General features: G+C 55.1%; 16 protein-coding genes. 8 read left to right on the plus strand and 8 right to left on the minus strand.

Annotated elements, in window-relative coordinates; all coding sequences use genetic code 11:
* Positions 1 to 32: 32 nt before the first annotated feature.
* Positions 33 to 2,021: an alpha-glucuronidase gene (locus AB1748_RS13850; RefSeq protein ID WP_367395644.1), complete on the minus strand. Its 1,989-nt coding sequence runs from the start codon at positions 2,019 to 2,021 to the stop codon at positions 33 to 35.
* Between the two features lie 504 nt (positions 2,022 to 2,525).
* Here AB1748_RS13850 and AB1748_RS13855 point away from each other — a divergent pair.
* On the plus strand, positions 2,526 to 2,723 hold the full coding sequence (locus AB1748_RS13855; protein ID WP_111138778.1) for a hypothetical protein: 198 nt from the start codon (positions 2,526 to 2,528) through the stop codon (positions 2,721 to 2,723).
* A gap of 308 nt (positions 2,724 to 3,031) precedes the next feature.
* Here the strand turns inward: AB1748_RS13855 and ahpF are convergent, their stop codons facing one another.
* Positions 3,032 to 4,600 carry an alkyl hydroperoxide reductase subunit F gene (gene ahpF, locus AB1748_RS13860; RefSeq protein WP_111138777.1) on the minus strand — a complete coding sequence of 523 codons (1,569 nt, stop codon included), beginning with the start codon at positions 4,598 to 4,600 and terminating at the stop codon, positions 3,032 to 3,034.
* Positions 4,601 to 4,671: 71 nt separating this feature from the next.
* Positions 4,672 to 5,235, minus strand: coding sequence for an alkyl hydroperoxide reductase subunit C (gene ahpC, locus AB1748_RS13865; RefSeq protein WP_111138776.1), 564 nt, complete (start codon positions 5,233 to 5,235; stop codon positions 4,672 to 4,674).
* Positions 5,236 to 5,471: 236 nt separating this feature from the next.
* Between ahpC and AB1748_RS13870 the strand changes: the two genes are divergently transcribed.
* Entirely contained in the window at positions 5,472 to 5,927 is a 456-nt protein-coding gene (locus AB1748_RS13870; RefSeq protein WP_111138775.1) for a GNAT family N-acetyltransferase, read from the plus strand.
* On the opposite strand, the gene apbC is transcribed toward AB1748_RS13870, so the two are convergent.
* A complete protein-coding gene (gene apbC / locus AB1748_RS13875; protein WP_367395645.1) occupies positions 5,924 to 7,036 on the minus strand; it encodes an iron-sulfur cluster carrier protein ApbC in 1,113 nt (370 codons plus the stop codon). The genes AB1748_RS13870 and apbC overlap by 4 nt on opposite strands.
* A gap of 177 nt (positions 7,037 to 7,213) precedes the next feature.
* Here apbC and metG point away from each other — a divergent pair, with 177 nt between their 5' ends.
* The 6 genes from metG (at position 7,214) to sanA (ending at position 14,356) form a co-directional block, all read left to right on the plus strand.
* On the plus strand, positions 7,214 to 9,247 hold the full coding sequence (metG, locus tag AB1748_RS13880) for a methionine--tRNA ligase (RefSeq protein ID WP_111138773.1): 2,034 nt from the start codon (positions 7,214 to 7,216) through the stop codon (positions 9,245 to 9,247).
* A gap of 198 nt (positions 9,248 to 9,445) precedes the next feature.
* Positions 9,446 to 9,838: a CidA/LrgA family protein gene (locus AB1748_RS13885; RefSeq protein ID WP_111138772.1), complete on the plus strand. Its 393-nt coding sequence runs from the start codon at positions 9,446 to 9,448 to the stop codon at positions 9,836 to 9,838.
* Positions 9,831 to 10,523 carry a CidB/LrgB family autolysis modulator gene (locus AB1748_RS13890; RefSeq protein WP_111138771.1) on the plus strand — a complete coding sequence of 231 codons (693 nt, stop codon included), beginning with the start codon at positions 9,831 to 9,833 and terminating at the stop codon, positions 10,521 to 10,523. Before AB1748_RS13885 ends, AB1748_RS13890 begins: the two co-directional genes overlap by 8 nt.
* Before the next feature lie 120 nt (positions 10,524 to 10,643).
* Positions 10,644 to 11,534: a cytidine deaminase gene (gene cdd, locus AB1748_RS13895; RefSeq protein ID WP_111138770.1), complete on the plus strand. Its 891-nt coding sequence runs from the start codon at positions 10,644 to 10,646 to the stop codon at positions 11,532 to 11,534.
* Between the two features lie 268 nt (positions 11,535 to 11,802).
* Positions 11,803 to 13,500 (plus strand): NAD-dependent malic enzyme, encoded by a 1,698-nt coding sequence (locus AB1748_RS13900; protein WP_111138769.1) that lies wholly within the window; start codon positions 11,803 to 11,805, stop codon positions 13,498 to 13,500.
* Positions 13,501 to 13,636: 136 nt separating this feature from the next.
* Positions 13,637 to 14,356, plus strand: a complete 720-nt coding sequence (sanA, locus tag AB1748_RS13905) for an outer membrane permeability protein SanA (protein ID WP_111138768.1) — start codon at positions 13,637 to 13,639, stop codon at positions 14,354 to 14,356.
* Positions 14,357 to 14,726: 370 nt separating this feature from the next.
* Here sanA and mglC read toward each other — a convergent pair whose 3' ends face one another.
* The 4 genes from mglC to galS form a co-directional block, all read right to left on the minus strand.
* Positions 14,727 to 15,737 carry a galactose/methyl galactoside ABC transporter permease MglC gene (gene mglC / locus AB1748_RS13910; RefSeq protein WP_111138767.1) on the minus strand — a complete coding sequence of 337 codons (1,011 nt, stop codon included), beginning with the start codon at positions 15,735 to 15,737 and terminating at the stop codon, positions 14,727 to 14,729.
* Between the two features lie 19 nt (positions 15,738 to 15,756).
* Positions 15,757 to 17,277: a galactose/methyl galactoside ABC transporter ATP-binding protein MglA gene (gene mglA / locus AB1748_RS13915; RefSeq protein ID WP_111138766.1), complete on the minus strand. Its 1,521-nt coding sequence runs from the start codon at positions 17,275 to 17,277 to the stop codon at positions 15,757 to 15,759.
* Between the two features lie 68 nt (positions 17,278 to 17,345).
* Positions 17,346 to 18,341 (minus strand): galactose/glucose ABC transporter substrate-binding protein MglB, encoded by a 996-nt coding sequence (gene mglB / locus AB1748_RS13920; RefSeq protein ID WP_111138765.1) that lies wholly within the window; start codon positions 18,339 to 18,341, stop codon positions 17,346 to 17,348.
* Between the two features lie 310 nt (positions 18,342 to 18,651).
* Positions 18,652 to 19,692 (minus strand): HTH-type transcriptional regulator GalS, encoded by a 1,041-nt coding sequence (gene galS / locus AB1748_RS13925; protein WP_111138764.1) that lies wholly within the window; start codon positions 19,690 to 19,692, stop codon positions 18,652 to 18,654.
* Positions 19,693 to 19,738 lie beyond the last annotated feature (46 nt).

Consider the following 19,738-nt stretch of genomic DNA (forward strand, 5'->3'; position numbering starts at 1 on the left):
GGGTGGGCACGATTGCCCACCGTCCTCAAACGTTATTTATATATTTTCCGTCCCTTGTTATCGTCAATTCCCGACTTGCGGTAAAAATAGGTATTAATTCTGTCACGCCATTCGCTGGCATTCTTTTTCTGTTTCTGAAGACGCTCAGCGACGTGCTCATGAATATCAGAGGGCATTAAACCCGCCAGCGTTTGCCAGCGATGAATAAACTCGTCTACGGCCTCAACGCCAGAAAAATGGGTGTCGTAAATATGCTGAATGACGCTGTTACCATTTTTCAGACGGTGGTCGTAACGCAGAAAATGGAAAAAGAGGATTAATTCATCAGGGCAACGCTGCAGATCGTTATAAAGCTGGCAATTTTCTGGCGCATATAACGAGACATAGCCCGTGCCGCTTTCGAGCGTGCGATCCACGCCCAGGCCATTGCGATCGGCATAGTGATGCGTTCCCCATACGTCATATTCATAGCCGTCAATGTTTGGTCCGTAATGATGATGGGGATTGACCATCCAGCCCACGCCCAGCGGCGCGGTGTAATCTTCGTAGATCTGACCGCTGGACAGCAGCATCTCACTGACCGTGCGGGTCACCTCTGCATCTGTCCCGAAGGTTAACTGGCTCCACTCCCTGGCGAGCCCCTCAGCTTCGATAGCTGGATCCCAGAGAAGCCGGCCATAGCCATAGAGATTGGCCTGCGCCAGCAGATGTCCGGTCCAGAAGCGGTCGTCGCCGGTATTAGCGACCGCAGTTACACCGGCATGTGGCATTCCGTTTGCCCGCCCGCAGACCAGATCTTCGATGGTGGAGGGGCCGGATGAGAGTCGGGTATCAAACGCCAGAATCGTCTTCCACTGCGGCACCAGCCAGAACAGGTCGATCTGCTGCCCGGTATACTCCTGGGTGATTTGCAGTTCGAGCACCTGATTGGTGGCAGGCATTGCCCCCAGCAGCGGCGAAACCGGTTCACGCACCTGAAAATCCATCGGGCCGTTTTTGATCTGCAGAATCACGTTTTCACGGAACTGACCATCCAGCGGCGCGAAATGTTCACAGGCGGCGCGCGCCCGGTCGGTCTGACGATCGCGCCAGTCCTGCTGGCAGTTGTAGACAAAGCAGCGCCAGAAAACCAGTCCGCCGTGGGGAGCCAGCGCCTCGCCGAGCATGTTGGCCCCGTCCGCATGGGTTCGGTGATAGGTAAAGGGGCCGGGACGATGCTCTGAGTCCGCTTTCACCACCACGCCACCGAAATCGGGAATGTCGCGATAAAGCGCATCAAAACAGTGACGCCACCAGGCTTTGACCTGCGCATCGAGTGGATCGGCTGTCGTTAAATCCCCCAGCTCTATCGGACTGGCGTAATTCACGGATAAAAAGAGCTGAATCCCCCATCCGCGAAAAAGGTCACACAGCTCAATCAGCGCCTGCCGGTATTCCTGCGTAATCAGCCGTGTCTCTACCTGATGAACGTTGACGTTATTGATGGTCAGCGCATTGATGCCCGCGCTGGCCAGCAGGCGCGCATAGCGGCCTGTTTTCTCATGATCGCCCGTGAATCTGTTATCAGCAAAGAACAGTGACCGGCCAGCATAGCCGCGCTCGATGGTGCCATCCATGTTATCCCAGTGATTCAGCATCCGGATAGTGATGGCGGGAGAGTCGGAGATGTACGTGCCGCAGGAAAAATCGTTCAGCCGGAGACGTTTTAACAGCTCAAACCAGCCATAGAGTAATCCGGTCATCTCACTGGCCGAGACTTCAATAACCTGTTCATCGTGACGCAGAGTAAAACTTCCGGCCCTGCGCCCATCGCCGTCTAAGCTGAAAATGAATCTTTTACCCTTTTCTGCCATCGTCGGTGAAAAAGAGAGAAACTCTTTTTTCAGATTGTCGAGCACAGGTGACGCTATATCCGGGAAAAGGATAGCGTTAATATATAGCGCGTTGTCGTTGAATAACGATCTGATATTCTCCCGTTCGACTAACCAGCAGAAAGAGTCATTTTCTTTTACCTGTTCCATTAATTTTTACCTCAGACTTTCCATGTCTGATTTATGCAGCACCGCCTCTGTTTGCCGCAATTACTTTTTTTAAAACTCCCGTTCCGTTTCTTAGCAACTGTGAATCAGATCACCTGAATAAAGAGATATTATGGCGGTAATGTCACCCGGGCACGCAAACAGAGACTCAAGGTTGCGAGTAATAAAACGGAAAGCGTGACAGGTCATGATCGGTCGCCTTTGCACGCCTCCTGCTGCAATTCAGCATGGCGTCAGGCTGAGAAAACCGGGTTGCATCGCCTCTTTACTATGATCCTGATCAACACCGCGTGGTGCAAAAAGAGGCCTAATGCTGCGGGCCAGTGAAATACCTCTTTAGAGGTATCACCCGTAAAGTCATTTCCAGAACGCCTTTTTGTTGCAGTGGCCGCGATGGCTGTCGGTAAATATCGGGCTTCACATTAAGTTTTACGCACCCGGCCAGGTTATTTCAGAAACTGAACTTCATACTATTCAGGACGTATGATGCGATTTTCAGCGATTATTCCACACTGTCATCGATGGCAGAATATTATTATCGAGCGGCGCGGTGCTATCGCTCCCAATGGCAGATATTATCTCTCCACCTCTCTTTCCGCCTGGTGTTCAGGCTGCGGTGAAACTATCCATCGTATCTATTATCGTGATATCAGCGATCGCCAGGCGCGACGCTGGCTGGGATGAAATGGGTCAGACAGAACAACATCACGTCGCTGGCGGTCAGGTTTCGCTGTCAATGCTGCCGGGGCGTCCGGCGGGGCGCGCTTTTCAATTGATATGCTTATTACCCCGGAAGATGACAACGCCTGACTCTGCGTAATGATACAAACGGGTCAGTCTGCGCTTTTTGCGCAGAGATGCCTGCAAGCGCTTAACAGTGCGCGTCGCACACCGGCAAAGCGATACAAAGAGGCCGTCATACAGCGTGACGCTTACGGGCAAAAAAAAAGCCTCCCGGTCGCGATGACGGGAGGCTTTCAGTCTGCGGCAGATTACTCTGCCGACTGGGTCCGAATCAGATAGTCAAACGCACTCAGCGAGGCTTTTGCACCTTCACCGCTGGCGATAATAATCTGCTTGTACGGTACGGTGGTGCAGTCACCTGCCGCGAATACGCCTTTCAGGCTGGTTTCGCATTTAGCATCGATGATGATCTCACCCATCTTATTGCGCTCAACCGCCCCTTCCAGCCACGGGGTATTCGGCAGCAGACCAATCTGGACGAAGATACCGGAGAGCGCCAGCTCACGGGTTGTCTGCGTGGTGCGGTCAATGTAGTTCAGACCGGTAACTTTGCTGCCGTCACCTTTGACTTCGGTGGTCTGTGCATTCAGGATCACATCGACGTTTTTCAGGCTGCGCAGTTTATCCTGCAGCACTTTGTCGGCGCGCATCTCACCGGCAAACTCCAGCAGCGTAACGTGTTCGACGATGCCCGCCAGGTCGATAGCCGCTTCCACACCGGAGTTACCGCCACCGATAACTGCCGTGCGCTTGCCTTTGAACAGCGGGCCATCGCAGTGCGGGCAGTAGGTCACGCCTTTGGTGCGGTACTCTTCTTCGCCCGGCACGCCCATGTTACGCCAGCGTGCGCCTGTCGCCAGGATGATGCTGCGCGATTTCAGCACGGCACCTGATGCCGTTTCGATGGCGTGCATGCCGCCCTCTTTCACGGCCGGGATCAGCTTAATCGCGCTCTGGCTCTCAATCACATCGACGTTGTAATCATCAACGTGAGCGCGCAGTGAACCCGCCAGTTTTGCCCCTTCAGTTTTCGGCACGGAGATATAGTTTTCGATATCGACCGTGTCCAGCACCTGGCCGCCGAAGCGTTCGCCCAGCAGGCCGGTACGGATCCCTTTACGTGCCGAGTAGATAGCAGCAGCAGCGCCCGCCGGGCCGCTGCCGACAATCAGCACGTCATAAGCGTCACGCTTGTTCAGTTCGTCGGCCGCACGTTTGTCAGCATTGGTATCGACTTTGCTGACAATCTCCGCCAGGCTCATACGGCCCTGGCCAAACTCTTTGCCGTTGAGGAAAACAGCTGGCACGCCCATAACGTTTCGTTCCTGAATCTCGTTCTGGAACAGGCCACCGTCGATCGCGGTGTGGCTGATGCGCGGGTTAATCACCGCCATCAGGTTCAGCGCCTGAACGACGTCAGGGCAGTTATGGCATGAGAGCGAATAGTAGGTTTCGAAGTGGAAGTCACTGTCCAGCGCTGCGATCTGATCCAGCAGGCTCTGTGCTTCTTTCGACGGATGCCCACCGGTCTGTAACAGGGCCAGCACCAGTGAGGTAAATTCGTGACCCAGTGGCGAACCGGCAAAACGCGGGCCACTGTTCGAACCTGGGTTCGTGATCAGGAAAGAGGGCTTGCGCACCTGACGATCGTTCTCTTCGCGGAAGCTGACTTTGTCAGACAGTTCAGCGATATCAACCAACAGTTCACGGATCTCGGTTGATTTTGCGCCCTCATCCAGGGTGGCAATCAACTCAACAGGTTTTGTTAATTTCTCAAGGTAAGCCCTGAGCTGTGTTTTCAGATTAGTGTCGAGCATAGTGATATCCTGGTCAAAAAATCGGGTGCCGCAGCACCCGATTGGAGAATGGTCGAAAGGCCGAAGCGGAATTAGATTTTACCAACCAGGTCCAGAGATGGCGCCAGGGTAGCATCACCTTCTTTCCATTTTGCCGGGCATACTTCACCTGGGTGTGAAGCCACGTACTGAGCCGCTTTCACTTTACGCAGCAGGTCAGAGGCGTCACGGCCAATGCCTTCAGCGGTGATTTCGATAGCCTGGATAACGCCTTCCGGGTCAACGATGAACGTACCACGGTCAGCCAGACCTTCGTCTTCACGCATGATTTCGAAGTTACGGGTAAGCGCGCCAGTCGGGTCACCGATCATCGCATATTTAATTTTTGCGATGGTGTCAGAAGAACCGTGCCAGGCTTTGTGGGTAAAGTGGGTATCAGTCGAAACGGAGTAGATATCTACGCCCAGTTTCTGGAACTCTTCGTAGTGATCAGCCACGTCGCCCAGTTCGGTCGGGCAGACGAAGGTGAAGTCAGCTGGATAGAAGAAGAACACACTCCATTTACCTTCAACGTCTTTCTCGGTTACGTCGATGAATTCGCCGTTTTTAAATGCTGCGTTTTTGAACGGCTTGATTTTGGTATTGATAATAGACATCTGGTGGCCTCCGTTAAAATATGTGATGCAGGTTACATAATTTCCGGGCCAACATCTAATATGCAGACGTTATCAATCTGATTAACGAAAGCTATCAAACGCTGAAAGCCTCATGCTCTCTGGCCCGGCAGGCAGTGTACAGCGATTTCCCTGACATGAAACCCGCTTTATCCTCTGCAACCCTTTCCGCGAATCGCTGCTAATTTTGTAAGACCCGATGATAAAGGAGCTGACTTGTGGAGATTCGTCCGTTTACTGAAGCCGATCGTCCCTTTTTGCGTACGCTTTTCCTGGCGGCACGCCGGCATAACTGGCACTGGCTGGACGGCAGCGAGTGGCAACTGGAAGATTTCGATGAGGTAATCCTGGGGGAAACCGTGCTGGTCGCCGAAACGGACGGGCGGCGTACCGGCTTTGCCGGCCTGCTGGAGAACGATAATTTTCTGCACAGCCTCTATGTGGATCCTGACTGGCAGGGGCGCGGCATCGGCAGCGCCCTGCTCAGGGCGGCCGAGGCGCATTTTACCTCCACCGGCGCGCTGAAGTGCCTGCTGAAGAACACCGCAGCGCAGGCTTTCTACCTGAAACATGGCTGGAAGAAGATTTCGCAGGGGGAAGGCGAGCACGGCGGCTATGTCTTAATGCACTACCCGCTGGCCTCGCACTCTGCCAGCGGGTCGGGTCGGACTTAGAGCGCGCGGAACGCGATATCGCCCGGGATGACCTCGCCCTGCCAGTAGAGCTGTGCGGCGACCCGTCCGGCCAGCTGGCGATAGAGCGTGGTGAACTCGCTTTCCGGTCGGCGGATGACCGTCGGCTGCCCCTCATCGAGATCTTCACGCAGATCGATGTGCAGCGGTAGTTGTGCCAGAAGCTGCGCCTGATAATCCCTGACCAGTTTTTCGGCGCCGCCGGTGCCGAAAATCGGCTCGTGGAAACCACACTGGCTGCAGATATGCATGCTCATGTTTTCCACCACCCCCAGCACCGGCACGTTGACCTTTTCAAACATCACCAGCCCTTTGCGGGCATCGATCAGCGCGATGTCCTGCGGCGTCGTCACCACCAGCGCGCCCGTAACCGGCACATTCTGCGCCAGCGTCAGCTGAATGTCGCCGGTGCCCGGCGGCATATCCAGGACCAGATAATCCAGCTCCGGCCACAGGGTTTCGTTCAGCAGCTGCATCAGGGCTTTGCTGGCCATCGGCCCACGCCACACCATCGCGTTGTCATCCGTGACCAGATAGCCGATCGAGTTGGTCGCCAGTCCATGCGCCATAATCGGGGCCATATGGGTGCCATCCGGCGAGGTAGGCCGCTGGTCCTGAGTGCCGAGCATGTCCGGCACCGACGGGCCATAGATATCGGCGTCGAGAATACCGACCCGCGCCCCTTCTGCGGCCAGGGCCAGCGCCATGTTGACGGCGGTGCTGGATTTGCCGACGCCGCCTTTGCCGGAGCTGACCGCGATGATGTTTTTGACGCCGTTCACGCCAGGCTGATTTTTTACCCGCTTCAGGGTGGCAATTTCATGGCTGAGCCGCCAGTCGATGGCGCGAGCGCCCGTCTGACGCAGCAACTCGGCGCTGACCTGCTCTTTCAGCGCGTCAAAGCCGCTGGCCCAGGCAAACGGCATCAGCAGTTCCACATGCAGCGTTCCGTCGAGCTGCGCCACATGATGCAGCGCCTTCAGGGCGGTGAGATTCTGTTTAAGGGTCGGATGCTCAAAGCTTCTTAATACGCCCGCGACAATGGCGCGCAGCCCTTCTGGCGTATGCGTTTCCCGGGATTGTGCTGTCATCCCCTGCTCCTTATTTCTGCTCTGCTTACGCTGTGTCTCAGCGAGATAATCTCAATGATATCAGATGCACGTCGGTTCGCGGCGACTGGCGGGGGTGAATCCCTTGTGTTTACGCCGGAGAAGCCTTCAGTTACCATCTAAGCCCGTTTTTTCAATCAACAGAAAGCTACGCAAACTATGACTCAAGTCGCTAAAAAAATACTGGTAACGTGCGCACTGCCTTACGCAAACGGATCAATCCATCTCGGCCACATGCTCGAGCATATCCAGGCAGACATTTGGGTGCGTTATCAGCGAATGCGTGGCAATCAGGTCTTTTTCATCTGCGCCGATGATGCGCACGGCACGCCTATCATGCTGAAAGCCCAGCAGATGGGAATTGCACCGGAGCAGATGATCGCCGAAATGAAAAGCGAGCATGAAGCGGACTTTGCCGGTTTCGATATCAGCTACGACAACTATCACTCGACCCACGGCGACGAGAACCGTGAGCTGGCCGGGCTGATCTACGGACGTCTGAAAGAGAACGGTTTTATTAAGAACCGCACCATTTCCCAGCTCTACGATCCGGAAAAAGGGATGTTCCTGCCGGACCGTTTTGTGAAAGGCACCTGCCCGAAATGTAAAGCGGCCGATCAGTATGGCGATAACTGCGAAGTGTGCGGCGCGACCTACAGCCCGACCGAACTGATTGAGCCGAAATCGGTGGTCTCTGGCGCGACGCCGGAGATGCGTGATTCCGAGCACTTCTTCTTTGATCTGCCGTCGTTCAGCGCGATGCTGCAGGCCTGGACCCGTTCGGGTGCGCTGCAGGATCAGGTGGCGAACAAGATGCAGGAGTGGTTCGAATCCGGCCTGCAGCAGTGGGATATCTCCCGCGATGCGCCTTACTTCGGCTTCGAAATTCCGGACGCGCCAGGCAAATATTTCTACGTCTGGCTGGATGCGCCTATCGGTTACATGGGCTCGTTCAAGAACCTGTGCGACAAACGTGGCGACATCGACTTCGACGAGTTCTGGCGCAAAGACTCCACTACCGAGCTCTATCACTTTATCGGTAAAGACATCGTCTATTTCCACAGCCTGTTCTGGCCAGCGATGCTGGAAGGCAGCAACTTCCGCAAGCCAAACAACCTGTTCGTACACGGCTATGTCACCGTCAACGGTGCCAAAATGTCGAAGTCGCGCGGCACCTTTATTAAAGCCAGCACCTGGCTGCAGCATCTGGATGCCGACAGCCTGCGTTACTACTATGCGGCGAAGCTCTCTTCCCGTATCGACGACATCGACCTTAACCTGGAAGATTTCGTGCAGCGCGTGAATGCCGACATCGTCAATAAAGTGGTTAACCTGGCGTCGCGTAACGCCGGTTTCATCACCAAACGCTTCGACGGCAAGCTGGCCTCTGAGCTGGCCGATCCGGCGCTCTATCAGACCTTTGTTGAGGCTTCTGAGAAGATTGGCGAAGCCTGGGCAAGCCGTGAGTACAGCCGCGCTATCCGCGAGATCATGACGCTGGCCGACCTGGCAAACCGTTATGTCGATGAGCAGGCTCCGTGGGTGGTGGCGAAGCAGGAAGGCCGCGATGCCGATCTGCAGGCGATCTGCTCAATGGGCATCAACCTGTTCCGCATTCTGATGACCTGGCTGAAGCCGGTGCTGCCTTCACTGAGCGCCCGTGCAGAGAGCTTCCTGAACACCGAACTGAGCTGGGATGCGATTGCACAGCCACTGCTCGATCATCAGGTTGCGCCGTTTAAAGCACTCTACAGTCGCATTGAGATGGCGAAGGTAGAGGGGCTGATTGAAGCGTCGAAAGAGGATGCTGCCGCCGCGAATGCGCCAGCCGTCACCGGTCCGCTGGCAGACGCGCCAATTGGTGACACCATCACCATTGATGACTTTGCCAAAGTGGATATGCGCGTTGCCCTGATTGAGCAGGCGGAACTGGTTGAAGGGTCAGACAAACTGCTGCGTCTGCAACTCGACCTGGGCGGTGAGAAGCGCCAGATTTTCTCCGGCATCCGCGCGGCCTACCCGGACCCGTCTGTGCTGGTCGGTAAGATGACCATCATCGTGGCGAACCTCGCGCCGCGTAAAATGCGCTTCGGTATCTCTGAAGGTATGGTGCTCTCCGCCGGACCGGGCGGCAAAGATCTGTTTGTGCTTTCCGTAGACAGCGGTGCCGTTCCGGGCATGCCGGTTAAGTAAGCCGCTGCACGCCGCCGCGTAAACCACGGTGACGTATTGTCCTGACCCTTTGCGTCTGCCCGCAGGCGCAAAGGGTCACTCTCTTCCTCTGCGCACAATCTTCGTTCTTCTGTCTGTCACCCTGCCCTGTAAATGTGATCGCTAGCACGCTAAGCGGTTAATGCGTATGATGATACGCAGTAAAAACAGGAGCCTGCCATGCGCACCCTACTCTCTGTCTGCGGCCGATATCTTCGCGCCTTTATCATTATCTATCTCTGCCTGTACGCCGGCATCGGCCTCGCCGCCCTGCTGCCGATTAAACTGCCCGGCAGTATTCTGGGCATGCTGATCCTGTTCGCACTGCTGGCCTCACAGATCCTGCCGGTAAACTGGGTTAAACCGGGCTGCCATCTGCTGATTCGCTATATGGCGCTGCTGTTTGTGCCAATCAGCGTCGGGGTGATGAGCTACACCGATATTCTGAGCGCCCAGTTCGGGCCTATCGTCATCTCCTGCGTCGTCAGCACGTTTCTGGTGCTCTCGATTGTGGGTGTCAGCGCCCAGCATCTGCACAGCCGCCGCCCGGCAGGAGACGCCGACGATGAGTGAAATATGGTGGTCGCTGCCGCTGACGCTGGCCGCCTTTTTCCTGGCGCGCAGGCTGGCAATCTGGCTGAAAATTTCGCTGCTTAACCCGCTGCTGGTGGCGATGGCGATTATTATTCCGATCCTGCTGCTGCTGCATCTGCCCTATTCGCGCTATTTCGCGGGCAGCCAGATTCTCAATCAGCTCCTGCAGCCCGCCGTGGTGGCGCTGGCGCTGCCGCTGTATGAGCAGATGCACCAGATTCGTGCCCGCTGGAAATCCATTATCGGCGTCTGCTTTATCGGCAGCCTCACCGCCATGACCTCCGGCACCGCCATTGCCTTGTGGCTCGGCGCGACGCCCGAAATTGCCGCCACGATTGTCCCCAAATCAGTGACCACGCCTATCGCGATGGCCGTCTCTGGATCGCTGCATGGCATTCCCGCCATCAGTGCGATCTGCGTGCTGATCGCCGGTGTGCTGGGCGCAGTCTTCGGACATATGGTGCTGAATCTGCTCGGCGTGAAATCGAAAGCAGCACGAGGACTGGCAATCGGCAACGCCTCGCATGCGCTCGGCACGGCGCGCGCCGCCGAACTGGACTTTCAGGAAGGGGCCTTCAGCTCGCTGGCGCTGGTGATCTGCGGGATTATCACCTCACTTCTGGCACCGTTTATTTTCCCGCTGTTGCTGCACAGCTTAAGCTGAAAGTTTGCGAGAGATCTCGCAAAGTTGAAACATGCAACGCAGGTTACATTGTCAGAGCGATGTAGATCACATATAAACCGTTGACCGGCATATCGCCCTGCTGACTTTAATGAGGCTCACATGCAATCCCGTTTCCTCTCTGCGTTTGAGGCATTGCCGTCAACGCTGCAGACCGCACTCGCTCCCCTGCTGAACGATCCCGATTTTCAGGCGGTGCTCAGCGCCGACCAGGTCGCCCTGCTGCAGCAACAGACCCGGATGGAAGCCGATGCCCTGGCGCTGGCGCTGCTGCCGCTGGCGGCCGCCTGTGCGGTTGCCACGGTCTCCCATTTCAACGTCGGCGCGATCGCCCGTGGCGTGAGCGGCAACTGGTACTTCGGGGCCAATATGGAGTTTGTCGGCACCCCTATGCAGCAGACGGTGCACGCCGAGCAGAGCGCCATTACGCACGCATGGCTGCGGGGTGAACGCCAGATAGAAACCATCACCGTGAATTACACGCCGTGTGGCCACTGCCGTCAGTTCATGAACGAGCTGAACAGCGGCACCACCATTCGGATCAGCCTGCCGCAACGTGCGGTCAGTACGCTGGCCGACTATCTGCCGGATGCGTTTGGCCCGCGTGATCTCGATATCACCACTTTCCTGATGGATGAGGTGGATCATGGTTATAAAGCCGCAGGCGACGAGCTGGTGCAGGCGGCGGTGGCCGCAGCCAATACCAGCCACGCGCCTTACAGTCAGTCACACGCAGGCGTGGCGCTCCTGACTGAAAACGGCACGATCGTCGCCGGTCGCTATGCCGAAAACGCGGCGTTTAACCCGAGCTTTCCCCCGCTTCAGGCGGCGCTGGTCCTGCTGAATATGCAGGGTGGCGATGTGCATCAGATAAAAAAAGCGGTACTGGCGGAAGCAGAAAATGCCACGTTAAGCCAGTTCGCCGCCACACAGGCGACGCTTGAGACATTTGGTTGCCGTGAGCTGCTACAGGTGACGCTGCACAAAGCATAACCCGCTGCCAGCGCGGCCACACTTTTGTGAGCTTTTATGAAAAAACGCTGTATTTCTGTGGGAAATTTCATAGGATCTGGCGCCAGAATTCACGTCATTACAAATTACTCTGAATAATTCAGGTTGCGGGATGGCAGCACGGTCGTGAATTTTTCGGCAGCGGCACGCTGCCGTTGCCGGGCCTGCAGTCTGAACTATGAGAAGTAAAAAAACTGGCGCTACCTGTCCGGCGTGACGCCAGACAACACTGCAACCGGAGCATCACTGCATGGAACTCGAATACGAAAGTAAACGCCCGCTGTATATCCCTTATGCTGGCCCGATTTTGCTGGAATTTCCCCTTCTGAACAAAGGCAGCGCCTTTACCCTCGAAGAACGTAACGAATTTAACCTCAACGGTCTGCTGCCAGAAGCGGTGGAGTCGATCGAAGAGCAGGCGAAGCGCGCCTGGCGTCAGTTCCAGGACTTCAAAAACAATAACGATAAGCATGTCTACCTGCGAAACATTCAGGACACCAACGAAACGCTGTTCTACCGCCTGCTGGATAACCATCTCGAAGAGATGATGCCGATTATCTACACGCCGACCGTCGGCGCTGCCTGTGAACACTTCTCTGAAATCTACCGCCGTGCGCGTGGGGTTTTCATCTCCTACCCTAACCGCGACCGCATCGAAGACATGCTGCAGAACGCCACCAAACAGAATGTGAAGGTGATTGTGGTCACCGACGGTGAGCGTATCCTGGGCCTCGGCGACCAGGGCATCGGCGGCATGGGTATCCCGATCGGTAAGCTCTCGCTCTATACCGCCTGTGGCGGCATCAGCCCGGCGTACACCCTGCCGGTGGTGCTGGATGTCGGCACCAATAACCAGCAGCTGCTGAACGATCCGCTCTATATGGGATGGCGTCATCCGCGCATCACCGGCGAAGAGTATGACGCGTTCGTGAACGAGTTTATCCAGGCCGTGAAACGCCGCTGGCCGAAAGTGCTGCTGCAGTTTGAAGATTTTGCCCAGAAGAACGCCATGCCGCTGCTGAACCGCTATCGCGATGAAGTCTGCTGCTTCAACGATGACATTCAGGGCACCGCCGCCGTGACCGTGGGAACGCTGATCGCCGCCAGTCGCGCCGCCGGAAGCCGCCTGTGTGAGCAGAAAGTGGTGTTCCTGGGAGCCGGTTCCGCCGGTTGTGGCATCGCGGAACAGATCATCGCGCAGATGAAGTCTGAAGGTCTGAGTGATGATGAAGCACGCAGCCGCGTTCTGATGGTGGACCGCTTTGGTCTGCTCACGGACAAACTGCCGAACCTGCTCGATTTCCAGAGCAAGCTGGTGCAGAAGAGCGAAAGCCTGCAGGACTGGGATGTCACCAACGACTCTATCTCACTGCTGGATGTGGTGCGCAATGCCAGACCGGATATCCTGATTGGCGTCTCCGGCCAGCCGGGCCTGTTCACCGAAGAGATTATCCGCGAGATGCACAAGCACTGTAGCCGCCCTATCGTGATGCCGTTGTCGAACCCGACATCACGCGTGGAAGCCACACCTGCCGATATCATTGCCTGGACCGACGGTGCTGCACTGGTTGCCACTGGCAGCCCGTTCTCACCGGTGAGCTGGAATGGTAAAACCTACCCGATTGCGCAGTGCAACAACTCCTATATCTTCCCGGGTATTGGTCTGGGCGTGATCGCCTCGGGTGCCAGCCGCGTGACTGACACCATGCTGATGACCGCCAGCCGTGCGCTCGCCGACTGCTCGCCACTGGTGAACGAAGGTGAAGGTCCGGTTCTGCCGGAGATCAAAGATATTCAGGGCGTTTCGAAGATTATTGCGATGGAAGTGGGTAAAGCCGCGCAGCTGGCCGGCGTTGCCGTCGTAACTTCTGAAGATGTCTTGTCGCAGGCTATCGCCAATAACTTCTGGCTGCCGCAGTATCGTCATTATCGCCGTACCTCGATTTAATCTTCAGACTGCCGGATCGCTTTTCGATCCGGCAGTGTTCAAAAAGAGCACAGCCAGCCGCCGCTAACTTGCTTCGCTGCGACAGCTCAAGTAGCCTTGTCCCATCTCAAAATTCTGACATCGAGTCTCCAGGCGCATGCTGAAACGCGTTCTCATTGGTCTGCTTTTCATCATCTTACTGATGATGGCGACGGCGCTCGGCCTTGATCGCTGGATCAGCTGGAAAACTGCGCCCTTTATCTACGAGAATGTCGCCTCTTTGCCTCATCGTCAGGTTGGCGTGGTGCTGGGAACGGCGAAATATTATCGGACCGGCGTCATCAATCAGTATTATCTCTACCGCATACAGGGTGCGCTGAACGCCTATAACAGCGGCAGAATAAACTATCTGCTGTTGAGTGGTGATAACGCGCAGCAGAGCTACAACGAGCCAATGACCATGCGCCGCGATTTAATCAAGGCAGGGGTCGATCCGGCTGATATCGTGCTCGATTATGCCGGCTTCCGCACGCTGGATTCGATAGTGCGCACCCGCAAGGTATTCGACACCAACGACTTCATTATTATTACGCAGCGCTTCCACTGTGAGCGGGCCCTGTTTATTGCCCTGCAACTCGGTATTCAGGCGCAGTGCTACGCCGTGCCATCGCCAAAAAATATGCTTAGCGTACGCTTCCGTGAGGTCGGTGCCCGGCTGGGTGCGCTGGCGGATCTTTTCCTGCTGAAACGCGAGCCCCGCTTCCTGGGTCCGCTGGTGCCAATTCCTGCCGTGCGCGATGTGCCCGAAGATACGCAAAGTTATCCGGCAGTGACGCCGGAGCAGCTGCTGGAACTCGAGCAGAAGCTGCGCAAATAGCGACACAAAAGCAGAACCGGCGCTGATGCGCAGAGCCCGGTAGTTCTCACCGCAATCAATAAGCTCAGCGCGCAGGGAACAGGGTCAGAAGAGGAAAGCGTCCCACGTCAGTGACGACGCGGGCCGAGCGTGTCACGGATGACAGGTTTAGCGTCTTTCCGATCTGACCCTGTTCCCTGCGCCTGCTCCGTCTGACAGCGTCACCGCACAGCACTCCGCATGAAATGAGCGGACCGGGCGCCTCAGGGACTTGCTTAGCATCTTCTGAAGCCCTGCTGTTCCACTCGCTTACGCCATCTCACAGCATTACCCCCTATCTGACCCATAAAAAAAGCGACCCGAAGGTCGCTTTCCTGTTGTTCGATCAGCCTTACTTCTTGCGCGAATACTTCAGTGAATCCAGCGCCACGGCGAAAATGATGATGCCGCCTTTGATAATGTACTGCCAGTAAGGGTTAACGCCGATATAGGTCAGACCGTAGTTGATTACGGTGAAGATCAACACACCGGTAACCACACCCGCCACGCTTCCCACACCACCGGCGAAGGAGACGCCGCCGACCACGCAGGCAGCAATCGCATCCAGCTCATACATAAAGCCGAGGTTGTTAGTCGCCGAACCGATACGACCCGCTTCCAGCATCCCGCCAAAGGCATAGAACACACCTGACAGCGCATAGATCATGATCAGGTTCAACGGCACGTTCACACCTGACACTTTCGCCGCTTCCGGGTTACCGCCGATAGCAAAAATGTTTTTGCCAAAGCGGGTTTTGTTCCACAGCACCCAGACGAAAACAATGGCAATCACGGCATAGAAGGTGATGAAGGAGAGTTTAAAATCACCGAAACGCAGGAAGCCCTGGGTGAATTTAGAGAACCCGGCATCAAAACCTGCAATCGGTGATGCACCCACAAAGTCGTAATAGAGAGAGTTGATACCATAAACGATGATCATGGTGCCCAGCGTGGTGATAAATGGCGTGACCTTCAGGTACGCGATAATCACACCGTTGACCAGACCAATCACCCCGCCGATGATGCACACGGTCAGGATAACCAGAGGGATTGGCACCGTATCCAGCGTCGGGAAGACCTTGTTGGCGTTATCCATCGCCTGCAACAGCGTTGCCGCAACCACCGCCGCCAGACCTACCTGACGACCGGCTGACAGGTCCGTACCCTGGGTCACGATCAGCCCTGCCACACCCAGTGCAATAATAATACGCACCGACGACTGAGTCAGGATATTACTCAGGTTCATTAAACTTAAGAATGAAGGATCCTGGAAAATAATAATAGCCAGCAATACCAGCAGAACGACATAAATGCCGCCCTCTTTTAACCAGGTTAGCGCATTCTTTTTTGTAGTCGCTTTCATGTTAACAGCCCTTGCTTCATTAAAGGTGTAATGACGCTAAACGCAATATTTCGTTCTGCGTGGTCGTTTTGGTATCAACTATGCCTGCCACCAGTCCGTTACTCATTACCAGAATACGGTCGGTAATGCCTAACAGCTCCGGCATTTCGGATGAGATAATAATGATGCCCTTCTCTTTTTTCGCCAGCTCAGCAATCAACTGGTAAATTTCGAATTTTGCCCCCACGTCAATACCGCGCGTAGGTTCATCAAGCATCAGGATTTCAGGCTGGGTCAATAACCAGCGGCCAATAATCACTTTTTGCTGGTTACCGCCCGAAAGCGAACCAATCTGGGTATGGTGGCCTGGCGTTTTTACCCGCATTGAATCGATCACCCACTGGGTATCACTCTTCATGCGTTTATTATCCAGCAGCCCCATGCTGTTTTTATATTTTTTGATATTGGAAATAAGCGAGTTAAATCCAATGTCGAGGTAAGCATAAATACCGGTCGAACGGCGCTCTTCCGTCACCAGCGCAAAGCCGTGGTTAATGGCTTCATTGGCGCTGTGGTTATTAATCGGTTTGCCATGGAGTTTTATGGTGCCGCCCGACTTTTCGCGAATGCCAAACAGCGTTTCGACGATATCGGTACGTTTGGCGCCCACCAGCCCGGCAATGCCGAGGATCTCCCCTTTACGCAGATCAAATGAGATGTCGCGAATCGAAGGCTGACGCAGAGAGGTGAGATTACGCACCTCAAGAATCGTTTCACCCGGCACGTTGGTACGATCAGGGAAACGCTGATTCAGTGAACGGCCGACCATCATGGCGATGATCTTATCCATATCCAGCCCTTCCAGCGGCTGAGTGGCGATCCACTGACCATCGCGCAGAATCGTGATCTCATCACACAGCTGGAAAATCTCTTCCATCTTGTGCGAAATATAAACAATGCCACAGCCGCGATCTTTCAGCTTACGGATAATCGTGAACAGATGATTAACCTCTTTCTCGGTTAACGAGGAGGTCGGCTCATCCATAATCACAATTTTCGCGTCATAGGAGAACGCTTTGGCGATTTCAATCATCTGCATCTGTGAGACAGACAGATTGGCCACTTTGTCGCGCGGATCGATATCGATATCCAGCTCGTCAAAAATCGCTTTGGTATCCTGGTACATTTTATCCTGATCAACAAAGAATCCTTTGCGCGGATAACGTCCCAGCCACATGTTGTCCATGACCGTACGCTGCAGAACCAGGTTTAATTCCTGATGCACCATTGACACGCCATTTTCCAGCGCCTCTTTGGAACTTTTATAATCGATCTCATTACCCTGGAACAGAATACTGCCGGTATCTTTTTTATAAATACCAAACAGGCATTTTAATAAGGTGGATTTCCCGGCACCGTTCTCGCCCATTAATGCATGAACAGAGTGAGGCCGCACTTTTAAATTCACATTATCTAACGCTTTAACACCGGGAAATGATTTAGAGACATTCGTCATTTCCAGCAGATATTCTCGCTGCGCGGTCGTATTATCACTGGCCATAATTTACCTGGCTAAAAAACGGTGGTGACATAAAAAAGGCGCGACAGCGGTCGCGCCCGTAATCGATCTTATTTCTGGAACTGAGACAGGTTTTCTTTATCAACCGGCACGTAAGGAACGCGGACGATCTTATCAACCATCTTGAAGTTGGTTCCGTCAGTAGCGGCTTTGCCGTTTGCCAGGTTGTTGGCAATATCCAGCGTCGCTTTCGCCTGGTTTTCAGCATCGTTAAGCACGGTACCGGCCAGCGCACCGGATTTCACCAGCGCCAGGGCTTCTGGCAGGGCATCGACGCCGAAGACAGGAATAGAGGACATGTTATGCGCTTTCAGCGCTTCAACCGCACCCATCGCCATGGCGTCGTTGTTAGCAATCACCACTTCGATTTTCTTCGCGTTCGGGCCAGAGAGCCACGCATCCATCTTATCTTTAGCCTGCGCGGTGTCCCACATCGCCGTATCCATCGCTAACTGCTGCGTTTTCAGGCCATCTTTGTTCAGGGTGTCGATCACATATTTGGTACGGGCTTCCGCATCCGGGTGGCCTGGCTCGCCTTTCAGCAGCACAAACTGGATGGTGCCATCTTTGTTCAGATCCCAGGCTGGCGTCGCTTTCCAGTGCTTCTCAATCAGCTTGCCCTGGATAATGCCGGACTCTTTAGAGTCAGTACCCACGTAATAGGCTTTGTCGTAACCGGCCAGCACTTTGGCATTCGGCTCTTTGTTGAAGAAGACAACCGGCACGTCGTTGGCACGCGCTTTATCCACCACCACCGCAGCAGCGGCCGGGTCAACCAGGTTAATCGCCAGTGCTTTCACGCCTTTAGCCATCAGCACGTCAATCTGGTCGTTCTGTTTAGACTGGTCATTCTGCGAGTCATTCATCAGCAACTGCACGCCACCGATGGTTTTCGCTTCTTTCTCGATATCTTTGCGCACCATTGACATGAAGTTGTCATCATATTTGTAAATGGTTACCCCGATGCGGGTATCAGCTGCGTGAGCGGTTGCGCCAAACATCATGCTGGCGACCAGGGCGGTAAGCGTGAAAACCTTCTTATTCATGGTATCTCCGGTTTTATTATGCAGGGTCTTTTTAGCGCTGCCGCGCAACCAGGCGGCAGACCAATCGGTAAAACAGACGGGCGCGCTGGCTAACGTAATAAGGGCGTTAAGCCTTTGAACGCCATCTCAAACCTGACTTCCCTGTGCCAGAATGCTTCCCTGAGGCGGGTGTAAACCCGATAACCGGCTACTGAGACCACAACTGATGCCGTTACACTGGCGTTACATAATGTTTCAGTCCGGTAAGACGCTGCCATCATAGTGAGGGCAATGTTAATTAACTGTGAATGTAATCACAGATTGAAAACGGTTACATGCCTGAATCGCCTGAATTAGTGACGGACTCCACATTTTGCCGCAGCGCCACCGAATGACGCCGCACCAGGGTCGGCATAAAGATGTGTGTTGCGGTGTCATCAAGCACGCCAGCCGCGCCCTGTAACGCCAGCTCAGTGGCGATTTTTGCCATAGAAATAATGGGATAGCGGACGGTGGTTAACTGCGGATCGGTGTAACGTGAGATAGGAATGTCATCAAAGCCAATGACAGAAAAATGCTGTGGCACCTGAATGCCGTTATCTTTCAGCGCAGTGAGCGCGCCCGCCGCCATGCCGTCGTTGTAGGCAAACACGGCAGTGAGATTCAGATTTCGTCCCAGCAGCTCCACCATCGCGGCTTCCCCCCCCTGCATATCCGGCTCCGCGCTGGCGATCCAGCTCTCCTGAGGCCGGATGCCCTGCTCTGCCATCGCCTGCAGCCAGCCCTCGCGACGCTGTGCCACATCCTCGATAGGATGGCTGGAGCAGAGATAACCGATGCGGCTATGTCCCTGCTGTAACAGAGTGCGTGAGGCCATCAGTGCCCCGGTAACGTTATCAAGGCTGACGCTGCGATGTTCAAAGCCGGGGACGATGCGATTGATGACGACCATGCCCGGCACATGCTGCATAAACTCCGCCAGCTCCGCGTCCGGCAGGGTCTTGGCATGGACCACCAGGGCGCTGCAGCGCTGCCGAATCAGCACTTCGATCGCATGGCGCTCTTTCTCTTCCTGATGCCAGGAGTTGCTGATTAACACATGCTTATGGACGCGCTGCGCCACGGTATCTACCGCTTTCACCAGCGCCCCGAAGAAGGGATCGGAAACATCCATTACCACCACCCCGATTGTGTCGCTGACCTGCGTGGCCAGCGCCTGGGCGTTGGCATTGGGACGATAGCCCAGCGCTTCGACTGCCTGTAACACGGCGTCGCGGGTGTCAGAGGTCACGGCGTTGCTCTGATTAAGCACGCGCGACACGGTCGCTACGGATACGCCAGCCTGACGGGCAACATCACGGATTGTTATCATGCAGCAGTTCCAGAAAGGAAAAAGAGGGCATCACGCCGGGTTGTAC

This window comes from Pantoea sp. Ep11b, assembly GCF_040783975.1.
GTDB lineage: Bacteria > Pseudomonadota > Gammaproteobacteria > Enterobacterales > Enterobacteriaceae > Pantoea.